At 44.7% G+C, this 13487-nt stretch carries 13 protein-coding genes; 5 read left to right on the top strand and 8 right to left on the bottom strand.

Translation table 11 applies throughout. From position 1 onward, the window contains the following. Nucleotides 1-10: 10 nt before the first annotated feature. Genes dltB through FZ941_RS09330 form a run of 3 tightly spaced genes read right to left on the bottom strand, consistent with a single transcriptional unit; the run spans nt 11 to nt 2954 of the window. Nucleotides 11-1255 carry a D-alanyl-lipoteichoic acid biosynthesis protein DltB gene (gene dltB / locus FZ941_RS09320; RefSeq protein ID WP_148887675.1) on the bottom strand — a complete coding sequence of 415 codons (1245 nt, stop codon included), beginning with the start codon at nt 1253-1255 and terminating at the stop codon, nt 11-13. Further along, the gene (dltA, locus tag FZ941_RS09325; RefSeq protein WP_148887676.1) at nt 1252-2802 is read right to left on the bottom strand and encodes a D-alanine--poly(phosphoribitol) ligase subunit DltA; all 1551 of its coding nucleotides are present in this window, start codon (nt 2800-2802) and stop codon (nt 1252-1254) included. Before dltA ends, dltB begins: the two co-directional genes overlap by 4 nt. Before the next feature lie 20 nt (nt 2803-2822). Further along, nucleotides 2823-2954 carry a teichoic acid D-Ala incorporation-associated protein DltX gene (locus FZ941_RS09330; RefSeq protein WP_005591428.1) on the bottom strand — a complete coding sequence of 44 codons (132 nt, stop codon included), beginning with the start codon at nt 2952-2954 and terminating at the stop codon, nt 2823-2825. Nucleotides 2955-3219: 265 nt separating this feature from the next. On the opposite strand from FZ941_RS09330, the gene FZ941_RS09335 reads away from it, so the two are divergent. From FZ941_RS09335 to FZ941_RS09350, 4 genes are all read left to right on the top strand, one after another. Beyond that, nucleotides 3220-3546, top strand: a complete 327-nt coding sequence (locus FZ941_RS09335) for a PadR family transcriptional regulator (RefSeq protein WP_148887677.1) — start codon at nt 3220-3222, stop codon at nt 3544-3546. Further along, entirely contained in the window at nt 3533-4132 is a 600-nt protein-coding gene (locus FZ941_RS09340) for a DUF1700 domain-containing protein (protein WP_148887678.1), read from the top strand. The genes FZ941_RS09335 and FZ941_RS09340 overlap by 14 nt, the downstream gene beginning before the upstream one ends. Further along, entirely contained in the window at nt 4125-5024 is a 900-nt protein-coding gene (locus FZ941_RS09345) for a DUF4097 family beta strand repeat-containing protein (RefSeq protein WP_148887679.1), read from the top strand. Before FZ941_RS09340 ends, FZ941_RS09345 begins: the two co-directional genes overlap by 8 nt. Nucleotides 5025-5141: 117 nt before the next feature. Next, complete coding sequence (locus tag FZ941_RS09350; protein WP_148887680.1) at nt 5142-6095, top strand: S66 peptidase family protein; 954 nt, start codon at nt 5142-5144, stop codon at nt 6093-6095. Between the two features lie 39 nt (nt 6096-6134). Here FZ941_RS09350 and FZ941_RS09355 read toward each other — a convergent pair whose 3' ends face one another. The 5 genes from FZ941_RS09355 to FZ941_RS09375 all read right to left on the bottom strand — a co-directional run bounded on the left by FZ941_RS09355 (nt 6135) and on the right by FZ941_RS09375 (nt 12809). Continuing rightward, complete coding sequence (locus FZ941_RS09355; protein WP_148887681.1) at nt 6135-7385, bottom strand: S41 family peptidase; 1251 nt, start codon at nt 7383-7385, stop codon at nt 6135-6137. 105 nt (nt 7386-7490) lie between these two features. Further along, nucleotides 7491-8741: a carbohydrate-binding domain-containing protein gene (locus FZ941_RS09360; RefSeq protein WP_148887682.1), complete on the bottom strand. Its 1251-nt coding sequence runs from the start codon at nt 8739-8741 to the stop codon at nt 7491-7493. A gap of 17 nt (nt 8742-8758) precedes the next feature. Then, nucleotides 8759-9439 (bottom strand): DUF4956 domain-containing protein, encoded by a 681-nt coding sequence (locus tag FZ941_RS09365; protein WP_148887683.1) that lies wholly within the window; start codon nt 9437-9439, stop codon nt 8759-8761. Then, complete coding sequence (locus FZ941_RS09370; protein ID WP_148887684.1) at nt 9432-10157, bottom strand: polyphosphate polymerase domain-containing protein; 726 nt, start codon at nt 10155-10157, stop codon at nt 9432-9434. Before FZ941_RS09370 ends, FZ941_RS09365 begins: the two co-directional genes overlap by 8 nt. A gap of 252 nt (nt 10158-10409) precedes the next feature. Further along, entirely contained in the window at nt 10410-12809 is a 2400-nt protein-coding gene (locus FZ941_RS09375; protein WP_148887685.1) for a YhgE/Pip domain-containing protein, read from the bottom strand. 142 nt (nt 12810-12951) lie between these two features. On the opposite strand from FZ941_RS09375, the gene FZ941_RS09380 reads away from it, so the two are divergent. After that, the gene (locus FZ941_RS09380) at nt 12952-13482 is read left to right on the top strand and encodes a TetR/AcrR family transcriptional regulator (protein ID WP_005591417.1); all 531 of its coding nucleotides are present in this window, start codon (nt 12952-12954) and stop codon (nt 13480-13482) included. Nucleotides 13483-13487 lie beyond the last annotated feature (5 nt).

Here is a 13487-nt window from a genome sequence, read left to right on the forward strand (position 1 = left end):
GTTTTACATTTTATTTTTTAAACCAAAGGTCATTCAAAAATCCTGAGAAGATCAAGAATGAGAACATGACAACATGGAAGGTGATAACAACCCCCAGTGCTTGGGTCCACTTGTTGTCAGGCAGGGCTGGCAGTCCCTTGCTTTTACGCTCTTTATTGATGTTCTTTTTCTTACGGAGCCAAGCGTCATTGACCACCAAACCCAGACCGTGGAAAAGACCATAGGCGATATAGTACCAGGTCACACCATGCCAGAAGCCCATGACCAACATATTGATTATATAGGCTACACTGGAAGTCGTATTGCGGTTTTTAAAGACCTTGTTGCGCATGAGCACCATGACCAGACGCATAAAGACAAAGTCTCGGAACCAGAAGGACAGGCTCATGTGCCAGCGATTCCAGAATTCCTTCAAATCGCGTGAAACAAAAGGCTTGTCAAAGTTGATAGGACTCTTGATGCCCATAAGATTGGAAATGGCCACCGCAAACATCGAATAACCAGCAAAGTCAAAGAAGAGATCCAGACCAAAGACATACATGACGCCTAGCGTTCCCAGATTGAAGAAACCGCCAGTATAGAGGGCGTAGGTCTTGACATGCCCTAAAATCATGTGGCCAAAGATATGAGCCAGTACAAACTTATAGAGAAAGCCCAGCATGATATACTTGACCGACTGCTCCAGCATATCTAGAAGCTCATCGCGCTCTGGTATCTGGAGATAATTTTCATTGAAACGCTTGAAACGATCAATAGGACCACTAGAAAAAGTGGGCATAAAGAGCATAAAGCGGAGGAATTCCCAGAGGCTGAAATCAGTCAGCACGCCATCCCTCAGCTCAATAATCATACCAACTGAGCGGAAGGTCAAATAGGAAATTCCCAAAAAGCCAAAGAGTGATTGATGGCCACTAATAGCTGGCTCGACCTTAACCCAGAATAGGGGCAGAACCGCCAATGCTGTATGCAAATAAAATATCCACTTGCTGTCCTGCTTTTTGCGGTAGAATTTATAAGAATAAACCCAGACCGTCTGCCAGACGACATAAAAGAGCAGGGCATAGAGCTGCGCCAGACTAGGACCCGTCAGCATCAAGACGATAAAAGCCAAGCTAACTAAAGCTTCGTAGACCGGGAAGCGTTTTTTAAAGAAAAGTCCGATAAAGATTGGCAAAACAGCCAAGATAAGATAAAGGAAATACTGTGGGTCTCCGTAAGGCTCCAGATGAGGAAGCTGTTTCAAGAAATCCATCATGACTTGTTGACCTCACTAATCAGCCCCTTGATATCAATCTTGCCGTTTGGTGTTAGGGGCAGAGATTCCCGATAGAGGAACTTAGATGGCATCATATAAGACATCATGATATCCTGTAAATCCTCTTTGATAGCCTTGGTAATATCGATTTCGCGGTCAAATTGCTCTGCAACACCGTCTTTCAAAATAACGTAGGCCAATAAGTTTTGCACCTTGTGGTCCTTATTATAACGTGGCACTGCTACTGCCGCCTCGATATACTTGGATTTGTTGAGGTTTTGAGATACGTCCTCTAGCTCGATGCGATAGCCGTTAAACTTAATCTGGAAGTCCATACGACCGCCGTAGAGTAGGAGGCCTTCATCAGTCATCGTCCCCACATCACCTGTATGATAGGCTGGTAGCCCTTCAAATTCAAAGAAGGCTTCAGCTGTCTTTTCAGGATTGTTGAGGTAGCCCTTGGATACAGCTGGTCCACAGACAATGATTTCCCCCTGCTGACCATTTGGCAATTTTTGCCCATTTTCATTGATAACAAAGGTTGGTGAATCCGCCTTGGTATAGCCGATTGGCAGACGCTTGAGGGTCGCTAGCATGTCATCCGTGATGGCAACTGCAGACAGAGCCACCGTTGCCTCAGTCGGACCGTAGGCATTGATAATACGAGCCTCAGGGAAACGCTCCCGCAATTTCTGAGCTGTCTTGACCGTCAACTCCTCCCCATCAAAGTAAAAATGCGTAATGCCTGGCATCTTTTGGCTGTTAAAATCTTCCGAAAGCATAGCCATATCCGCAAAGGACGGTGTAGAAGTCCAGATTGCTACAGGGAGGCTGAGAATCGCTTCAAATAACTGCTTGAAGTCCTGAGTCAGACTAGAAGGTAGGGCATAGAGAGTGCCTCCCAGCGCCAAAGTCGGTGCCCAGTACATAACTGACAAGTCGAAAGAATAAGGCGGTTGCGCCAGCATTTGCGGACGGCTTGGTGTCGCAAATTCCTTATCTGTAATCATCCAATTAGTAAAGCTGAGCAGGTTATCATGAGAGATTTGCACACCTTTAGGTTTGCCAGTCGTACCAGAAGTAAAGATAATGTAGTAATTATCATCTCCCTTGACTGGATGACTAATCTCATAGGCAGTCTTCTCTTCATAAGCCGCTCGAACCTGATCCAGACTGAGAATAGCTACATCTGTATCAGCCAGCGGAAAATCTGCAATGGCGATAATCAGGCTTGGTTCAGCTACTTCCACAATAGCAGTCACGCGCTCCAAGGCTGAATGACTATCAATAGGAATATAGGCATGACCTGCCTTAGTCAGAGCCACAAAAGTAGCCAGCATTTCATACTCCTGACCACCGTAGACAACGACGGGTGACTTAGGAGCCAGCCCCAAGCTATCAATCTTGGCTGCCAGTGCATCGGAATCGGCTTTTAGATCTCCGTAGGTATGAACTTGTCCGAGGACATTGTAGACAGGGAAATCTGGCTGCGTCTGAGCAAAGTGCTCAATTGCTTCAATCATATCTGTAATTGCTGTGTTTGACATATGTATAGTACTCTCTTACATTAAAATTCATTGTAGATAAAGCCACCTTGACCTTGACCAAGATAACTAAAGAAATAAAGCAGGGCTACGAAAATCACAAAGTATAGCAATGTCTGCCCTACAAACTTATAAATCGTCTTATATTTCGTCATTTCATTCACTCTTATCTTTTTTAGATAGACATAGATTATTTTACCATTTTATAGAGAAAGATTTCAATATAAAAGCTATCAATTGTGTAAAGTTCTTGTAAGGAAATAAAGAGAAAAAGAGTTACTTCCCTTATCTTTCAAGGATGAAATCCTTTTCAAATTCTATAAGTAAAATTTCTATATATTACTTGACTTTTAGTTCAAAGGGCGGTATCCTATATGTAGAAAGTTTATATATAATATTTTTATATATAGGAGGTAGTGCATGTATTTCCCTACATCTTCTACCCTGATAGAATTTCTGATTTTAGCGATTTTAGATAAAGAAGATTCCTACGGCTACGAGATTAGCCAGACCATCAAGCTCATTGCTGATATTAAGGAGTCCACGCTTTATCCTATCCTAAAAAAATTGGAAAAGAGTCAGTATTTAGAGACTTACTCTCAGGAATATCAAGGTCGAAAACGAAAATATTACTCTCTGACCCCAAGAGGTCAGAAACAACTGGTCCACCTCAAAAAGGAATGGGAGCTTTATACCAGCACGATTAAGGGCATTATCGAAGGGAGTGTTCGCCATGACAAGAACTGAATATCTAGCCCAACTAGATAACTATTTGAAAAAGTTGCCAGCAAAAGACTATCAAGAAGCCATGGACTACTTCACCGAGTATTTTGACGAGGTAGGTCCAGAGGGTGAGGCAGCGGCTATGGCTGAGCTAGGCAGTCCAAAAGAAGCCGCTCACGAGATTATCATCAATCTTTTGGATAAAAAAATAGAAGAAGACAACCAAGAAGCTGGCTCTGTCAAAAACAGCAAGCAGATCGTCCAGATTGCTATTCTGTCCATCTTGGCGGCTCCACTAGCAATTCCTCTATTAATTTTGGCTTTGACTTTGATTTTTACTTTCTTCCTCCTCGTCAGTGTCCTTGCTTTTGTCATGGCCGTCTTTACCTTTGCTATGCTTCTCCTAGGGGCTAGTCTGATTTGGGACAGCCTGACTCTCGGCATGACCACTTCTATTCCTGCTTTTGCCCTTAGTTTGGGGATGAGCCTTTTAGCCTTGGGGCTGGCTGGACTCTTCTATCTCAGCATTGGTCCTATCCTTCGCTTTATCAAACTCAGCTTTGTCAAACTCGCCCAAGCCTTGGCACGGAAAGGAGGCCGTCATGTCTAAAGTAAGAAAAACCATATTCCGCTTTGCTATTGCTGCCTGTCTGCTGGGTCTAGGCCTCATACTGGCAGGGCTAGCAAGTGGTGGGCTGCAGGATCTGGCGAAGAGCTCAGCCGCTAGCACCAAGATGGCCAAGCAAGAAGAAACCTATGACAATATCCATTCCTTAAATCTAGAGCTGAGCAACCGCTCGGTTGTAATTGGAGAATCGCCCGATGATAAGGTTCATTTGACCTATTATCAAGGAGACGGAAAGACAACTGAAAAAATCAGTACCAAGGCCGAAAACGGTAGTTTATACATTAAGGAATCCAGCTTTTTTATCAACATTAGTAGCGGTCTGCGCTCTTTACTGAGCTTGATAAATGGAGATTTTGAAAGGACTCAACAAATCACTCTAAGCCTACCTAAGGGAAAAAACTTGGAAGAGGTTAAGGCAAGTTTAGCTAATGGCAGCCTATCAATCAATGACCTGACAATCAAAAAATTAAAAGCCGATCTCAGCAATGGTTCAATCGAACTCAGTCATAGCCAAATTGAGAGCGGTAGCATTGAAAGTGCTAATGGCAGCATCGAGCTAGTCCAAACCAGCCTGACCGATACTCAAATCAATCTCGCCAACGGGAGTATCACTAGTGATAAACTAACCCTCAAGGGCAATATCAACATGTCCAGTGGCAATGGCTCCATCGATCTCCATCTCACCGAAGAGACCTACAAAGCCATCTCACTGGATCTGCAGACAGATATAGGTGACATTGAACTACCCAAGGAGATGCAGACGAGCCACGAACAAGAGGACTTTATCGGCGATCGAGTCATCCACACCAATGAACGGGCCCAAGCCAAGCTGACCGCTCGCACCAGCACCGGCAGCATTGAGATTAGTCATTAAAAATAGAACGGAGCCTGATTGGTTCCGTTTTTTATGGTTATTTTCTCTAACCCTACCTTTACTTCCTATAGCCTTTATGTTATGATACTCTATAAAATTTACCACAAGGAGGTTTCTATGAAAAAACTCACACCTGGCATGCATATTCGGGTCGTCAGCCCCTCGGCGTCAATCGAACACATCGGTGGCTTCGAGGCCAATCTAGTCGCCAAGGAGCGCTTGGAAAAGCTAGGATTTACCGTGTCTTTTTCGGAGCATTATCTGGAAAATGATATGTTAGACTCTGCCTCCATCGAAAGCCGGGTGGCAGACATCCATGCCGCCTTTGCAGATGACTCCGTTGATGCTATTCTGGCCACCATCGGCGGTTTCAACTGCAATGAGCTCCTGCCCTATCTGGACTTTGAATTGATTGCTAGAAATCCTAAGATTTTCTGCGGCTACTCAGACACAACAGCCTTGCTCAACGCCATCTATAGTAAGACCGGCATGAAAACTTATATGGGTCCCTCCTACTCTAGCTTTAAGATGGAGGCCCTGCAGGACTATCAGACCGAGAGCTGGTTCAAGGCCGTCAGCCAGACCTCTTATGAATTGACTCCTAGTGAAAAATGGGGCGACAATGCTTGGTATCTGCCCGATGCGCCACTGACCTTCCATGAGACAGAGTGGAAAGTCTACAACCATGGAAAAGCCCAAGCCACTGCTATCGGCGGTAATCTCTCCACCTTCTCACTCCTACGCGGCACCCCCTATGCCCCGACAGATGAAAACTATGTGCTCTTTGTTGAAGAGGCGGAGGAAGATGATTATGTGGAGTTTGACCGCAATCTAGCTGCCCTCCTTCAAGCCTATCCTAACCCACAGGCTCTCCTCATCGGCCGCTTTCCCAAAGAATGTCAGATGACAAAGGAGCTGCTCCTTTATATCTTGGATAAACATCCTATTCTAAAGACAATTCCTGTCCTCTATGACTTGGACTTTGCTCATACTCAGCCACTCTTTACCATCACCATCGGTGCTCAAGTGACGGTGGATACAGAGAAGATGTCTATCAAAATTGATGAATAAACAAGAGACGACCTCCAAACAAAAGGTCGTTTTTGATATCTAAAAGTCATGAATCATCTCTAAACAGCGCTCCAAATCCACATCCCGCTCCAGATGCTCAACTGTCCAAGGAATAAGGATGTCTGGTTCAATCCCCTTGTCTGTCATCCCCTGTCCCTTATCAAGTGCTAGAGCGCGTGAAGTTGGAAAGTTCAAACTATAATCACCATAATCTACCTGACAGCAGTTGGAATAATCTAGTATTCCAAGAGTCGGGCGCCCCAGAACCGTCACCTTAGGAAACCATTTCATCATCTGGACAAAATTGTCTCCCGACGAAGCACAGTAGACATCTGCTAAGACAAAAATCTTCTCAGGATGGCTTCCTCCTTTCACATTAGGAAACATTTCCCTGTCCTCGCCTCCAAATTTGACATAGCCTTTGCCCCGATTGGCCTGCAGGTCTTGCATGATTATCTCCAACAAATCCTTCATCTCCTGGTTAATCCCTTCCTGCTGCACATAGGCTTCAAAATCTTTCAAACGCAGGTCGACATTCCGCTCTGTGTAGAGAATTTCCATCCCTTCATCAGTCCAGTCCAAGTCAGAATAGACTTGCCCCTCAGAAAGAGCATAGTGGAGTAGGGGAAAATACAGCGAGTCCATCCCGCCAGTATTTTGACGGACATCAATCACCAGACAAGCAGCCCTCTTGATAGTATCTTGTGCTTCCTGATAGAGTTTGTTGATGGCTTTCTCGTTCCTAAAGTCATCCAAACGGAGATAAATAACACCCTTTTCTAACTCTTTACATTCAAATCGGCTCTCTATAGGATTCTGGCTAGGCTCAACTGAAAGGATTTGCTCTGCTCCTGCTCGCAAAACAGTCACTTGCCTAGCTTTTGAAATCAATTCGCTCCACTCACGGTAGTTTCGCTCGGGTGTTGAACTGGTAAAATACGCTCGGTGCATCCTATAAAATTCTTCTAGATGCTGTCCATCCAGTTTCACAATTTGATCGCCCGCCTGCAAATTCGTATCTGCATTAGCCTGCTCAACATAAAGTCCTTGGATTGTTGAACGTAGAACAAAACCTTTTGGCTTAGCATATTTCTCCCGAAAAGCTACGTGGCCAATAACTCCGAAGCTAGCTAGATAAGTCTGAACCTGATAAAGAAAGTCCTTTTCACTCATATCGTCTGAAATACATTCGCGAAAACCAGTCGGATCCGCACCGTCAATATCCTTTTTAGTTGCAGAATCTTGGGTCATAATAGAAACAACATCTTCAAAAATAGCCGTTTTTCTCATCGTATTGCTCCTCGTCATTATTGAGACTAGTATATCATTTTTGTACATTTTATGCCGATTTAAACAAAAAATCTAAGCACAATCTCTGCTTAGATTTTTTTCTAATCAATGTCCACCGGGACCGCCACCTTGTCCGCCTTGGGCACCGCCACCACCAGGGCCATCGGCTGTGATTTCGGTTCGGGTTTGCCCATTGACCGTGATAGTCCCGCCCGTATAGGTAGCCTTACCATCAAAGTCAAAGGCAGACACAGTGGACGTGATAGCTAAGTTTCCACCTGTCATGATGATATCACCGTTGGAATCAAGGGCGTCTGTATCGCCTTGGCCGACCTCAACCTTGATGTCACCTCCAGTAATCTTAATAAAAATCTCAGCCCCAGTCGCTGTACTAGCCGCATTGATTCCATCATCCGTCGCATAAAGGTCAAGTGTACCGCCGTTAATCGTGACATTTGTTCCCTCTAAAGCTTCGACACTGGACTTGACTGTGATAGTACCACCGTCAATCACTGCTGCATTGCTGGCATGAAGACCGTCATCGCCAGCATTAATCGTAATGGTACCAGATTGGATATAGAGATTTCCGAGCGAAGTGTCCTCGTCATTATCTGCGTGGATCGCATCCTCCGTCGCGGTAATATCTAGACTCGCCTCCTTGATGTTGATGGCATCATTGGCTGACAAGCCATTCTTGTAGCCTTTAATCGTATAAGTCCCGCCTGTGATACGCAGGTCATCATTAGATTCGACCGCGTTACCGTATTTTCCTTCAATGGTCAGACTGCCTGAGCCGTTGAAGGTCAAGTCGTCCTTACTGTAAATAGCCGCATCGTAGTCAGTATTGGTGTGATTGGCTGAGTCAGAAATGCTATTCTTGCTGCCTTCAGCTAGGGTAATGAAGGTTTTATCCGCATTTTCTACCACAATCGCTGCATCCGTTCCCGTCATGGTCACGCCATCCAAGACGATTTGCACCTTGTCTTGATCGCCAGCCTTGACGACAATCTGCACATTTTCACTGCTGCCAGAGAGGACATAGGTTCCAGCTGCCGTAATGGTCACCGTTGAGCCAGAAACGCTCGCTCCGTCACCAGATGTCTTGGCTGTAGAGCCGCTCAAGCTAATCTTGGTCGCTGTCGACTCATCATAAGAAGCATCCTGATCACGATCCGTGAAATAGCTAGATGTATCTGTCTTTGTCGTACTGCTAGCCGTTTGAGTGGTCGTGGCACTAGCACTCGTAGGAGTGCTGGACTGGTTGGTCAAGCTACAGGCCCCCAAGCTAACAGTCATAAGCGCTAGGGGCACCATTAGTTTTATTTTCTGAAATATTTTTTTCTTGCCTGTTTTCATGATTGGCCTCTTTCTAGTTATAATTCATTTTCTTTCGTGATATAGCGGCTGATGGCAATCTCTAGATTTCCATTGCGCGTGCGTAGGGCATCGATGAGTTCTTTTTCAGTCATTTGACCATTCAGCTGAAGGATGTATTTAATCTTGAACAAACTTCCCATATCAGAGGTTTTGACATTGGCTAGTTCAATATGATTTGCAGCTTTGTTAAAAATATCATCAAAAATGCTTTCATAGTCCAGACTTTCTGGTATGACGACAGTCAGCTGGCGCATGGAATGCTTCATCTGACCAAAATTGACCACCTCAAGCAGCAGCATGACGAGCGACATGATGAAGGTAAAGACGGTCGCAAAGACCAGATAGCCCATTCCGATGGCAATCCCGATTGTCATGACCAGGAAAATGGACACCAGCTCCTTGGCCCCTCCCGGTGCGGAACGGAAACGAATCAAGCTGAAGGCCCCCATGACGGCAACCCCTGCTCCCAGACTTCCATTGACCAAGAAAATCACAATTGCAATCAAGGTCGGCAAAAGCGCCAAACTCATCACAAAGGATTTGCTGTAAACCGTCTTAAACTGGTAAACCTTGGCAACGACCAAGCCCAAAAGCAAGGACACTCCGATTGCCAGCATCATCATGGCCGGATCTACGGCCGTATCGGTAAAAATATCATAAAATAAGTGACTAAGCATGATTTACAACTCCTTTATAGTCTGTCGTTTTCTTGTAAGCAACCCCGTATTTGGAAAAGGAACTTGGAAAGACCTGATGGCGATCCAGAATCTCACTCAGCCAGAGCGGATAGGCTCCTGGCACCTTAACTTCCATAATCACATGATGATCCGGCAGAAGATTTTCTCCGTAATGACCATGCAAAAGACTCAAATCATAGTTGCGGTAGGTCAAATCGTGGTCAATGGTAATTCGAACATTGGGATCCTCAATCCCCTTCATAGAATAACGATTGTAGTAGATATACATCATGGGCTGCAGGCCACCGTAGCGCTGACTCAGCCAGTCGATTTCCTCACGAATCTGACAATCTTCAATCTTACTGTGATCGCCCTCCAAGTAAGCCTCTGCAGCCACTAAATCTGTCGAAATGCGGCGTTTGTAGACAATTTTGCGTACTTTTTTCTTGATTTCCAAAAAGACTTGACTGTCTTCTCTTGGATTTTCATCGTAGGTCCGCACGCGCAATTTTTCTTTAAAATAAGGCTTTTCTAAGGACTCACGAATCATTTGATAGGTCGGGGTGTCGTAGTAAAGATTGTTGATGGTCGAATAAGCATGCTCATCCTCCACCAGATGGCCTTCAAACTCGGTCAATAAATCGGCCAAAGTTTCTTTGGAAATAATGTATTTGGTTTCAAATCGTTGAAATTTATCTTTAAATGTTTTTTTAGCCATGGATTCTCCCCTTGTCTTTCTTGTAACTAGGGCCATTTTACGGATGAAAACTTAAAGCAAGGCTAAAGAAAACTTAAAGAAAACAAAACATTATTATTTTCATACCGAATAAAATAGACTTGTGGAGAGAATCTATACAATAAAACTCTCTGTTATTTAACGACTGTTTCACGTGAAACAAAAAAACTTGGTTCTGTTCACAAAACCAAGTTGTTCCTTTCGTAGAGAAAATAGTCTGCGCTCTTCTCTATCTTAAATGATTTCTTTCTTATCAGGACGATAGGCTATTGTTCCTAAGGCCATGAAAAGCAGTAAAGTCGCGATCAAGAAGGCTAGCTGGCCACCGATTTGACCATTCATCGAGATCGTTTCCCGCAGTCCTGACACCGCATAGCTCATCGGCAAGATTGGATTGAGTTTTTGGAAGATTTCCGCCGTCAGAGGCAACGGATAAGTACCAGCGCTGGAAGCCAGTTGCAGGAGCAAGAGGATCAAGGAGATAAAGGCCCCGACCTTACTATCCCAAGTGACCAGAGTCGTCACAACCGCCATAAAGGCCATGCTGGCTAAAACAGTCAAGGCCAGCGTCATCCATTCATAGTTGGCCTCAAGACCAATCAAATGAACCGCTCCATAAACTAAGATGCCTGCCAAAACAGAAATCAAGCCATTGACCTCCAAACGAGCCTTGAGCCAAGCTTTACGGGAAGCTGGAACCTGACCAGAAGGGAGCGTGCCGAAAATAACATTGGTTGAAATCGCCGCTACAAAAAGAGCAACAGAAATCATGTAGGGAGCCATACCAACACCATTTTTACCAACTTGATCTTTATCTGTCTTTTTCAGCTCGACAGGGCCAGCCAAGGCAGCCGCATTGTCCTCTGTCACTGAAAGTTCAGATAATTGACCCTTGGCATTCGTCAAGCCTGTATTTAGAGTCTGAGCACCGATTGATAAATCTCCCAGCCCACTGTTCAAGGTAAGACCACCAGCCGCTAACTGCTGAGAACCATCCGCCATTTGAATAGCACCCGTAGATAATGTTTGCATCCCTGTGACCAAAGTAGATGATTTATCATTTAATTGAGAGAGGCCTGAGCTGATTTGACCGATTCCTGAAGTCACTTGGTCATTATGGCTAGCTAGATTAGCCGCTCCTTGAGAAAGCTGATCGACCCCTGCAGTATATGCCGCTACTCCCTGAGCTACTTGAGAAAGGCCACCTGTATAAGCCGTAATGCCTTGAGAAAGGGTCGCTGAACCAGTGCTGGCAGAGGACAGAGCTTCATTTACCTGACCTAGACCACCGTAGAGACCATTAATCATAGCTGAAGCACCTGGCAGGACTTGATTGGCTGCTGCCGACAGCTGACTTGCCTGACTGCTAGCTGTTTTCAAACCTTGGAGATTTGTTTGGATAGCTTGAACTTCCTGTACAATGGCTGCCGCCGCACTGCTGCTAGAATCCGTACCACCTGCTAGAGCTGATTTTAGTTCTTCTTGCTCACTGGCAGAAAGTTTCTGGTAAGCAGCTGTGCCTTCCAAAGCCGCCACGGCTGCCGCCCGATCACTTTGCGCACTACTTGCCAAAGACTGGGCATTGGTCGCAATTGTCGTGAGAGAAGCCGCAATTGTGTCCGTTGGCAAGCTCGTTCCCGATGTGGCATTCTGAATGGCTGTATTGAGCTGATCTAGACCCGCTGTCAACTGAGCAACCTTTTCTTGATTAGTCGTAACACTGCTATTAACAGCTGATTGCAGTTCTGCCAATCCACTATTTAGGCGCTCTACACCAGCGACTAATTCCTGTGAATTTCCTGTCAGTTGGTTGGTTCCATTCAGTAATGTTTGTGACTGAGCGGTTAATTGACTAGCACCAGCTGAAAGCTGCCCAACTCCATCTGTATATTCTGTCATCTTGTTAGTAAAAGTCGGCAAGCCGGCATTGATCTGAGCCACTCCATCTGTGTATGCTACCAGACCAGTCGATAGCGCTGTAGCTCCATCTGAGAAAGTGAGGCTGGACTGAGCTAGACTTTCCAAGTTAGTAGAGAGCTTTTGGCTGCCGTTTGCTAATTCTTGACTGCCTTCAGCCAATTTAGCTGTCCCATCTGCGGCTGTTCCAAGTCCACCTTTTAGCTTGTCCATGCTCGCAAAAAGGCTTGTCACATAGCTGTTCGTGATCTTCTGACTGACCGACTGCTTCATCGAAGTCATGGCAGAATCGCTCATTTTACTAGCGATAAAACTATGGCCACTGGATGTTTGATAATTAATCGTGACCTGCTTAGGCTGATTGCTCAAGATACTAGCCGCATTGGCTGACAGATCCTTGGGAAGAGTCACCACCATGTAATAGTCGCCCTTTTCCAGCCCCTTCTCTGCCTGACTCTCATCCACAAAATGAAAATCCAACGATGCATTTTTCTTCATATCTTGGACCATATCTGACCCAATGGACAAGTCTTTTCCATACAAGCTCGCCTTTTGGTCTTGATTGACCACCGCTACTGGCAAATCAGAAAGTTTGCCATACGGATCCCACATGGAACTCAAAAAAATCACATTATACAAGGCTGGAATCAAGGCAACTCCCAGCATGACCACTATAATCTTCGGTTTTTTGAAGATCGCTTTCCATTCTTTGAACATCTTTTCTCCTTTTTTATACACATTGTCTAAAAATTTGATATAATAGATTATACACAATAAAAAAATTAAGGCAAGCAGAAAATTCTATTTTTTGTACACCTTGTCTAATTTTGTATAATTCAATAACAAAGGAAAAATTGAAATGACAGAAAGTAATAAACGTAAGAAAACCAAGGCCATCATTGAAAAGGCTATGGTTGACTTATTGCATCAGGAGTCTTTTGACCATATTACAACAGTCGAATTAGCCCGAGCTGCTGGTATCAGTCGCAGTAGCTTTTATACCCACTACAAGGATAAATATGATATGATTGAGCGCTATCAACAAGGCCTCTTTCATCAACTAGAATACATCTTTGAACACAATCGTGAGGATGTAGCAGTCGCTATCACAGAGGTCTTTCAGTTCCTGACCCAAGAGCCTCTTCTGGCTGCTCTCTTGACGGAAAACGGTACTAGAGAAATTCAAAATTTCCTACGCCACAAGCTCCAATCCTTACTTTCCCAAATCCTACAAGAACGGTTTCGCAATAAAGCTTTCAATCAAATCGAAAAGGAATACGGCATCGTCTACCTCGTTAATGCCTTCTTTGGCGTCTACCAGATGTGGATCGCCCGAGGTAGTAAGGAAAGCCCAGAACAAATGGCTAATCTTCTTTTAAAGATGCTATAAAACTC

The sequence above is a fragment of the Streptococcus sp. Marseille-P6264 genome (assembly GCF_902460355.1).
Taxonomy (GTDB): Bacteria; Bacillota; Bacilli; order Lactobacillales; family Streptococcaceae; genus Streptococcus.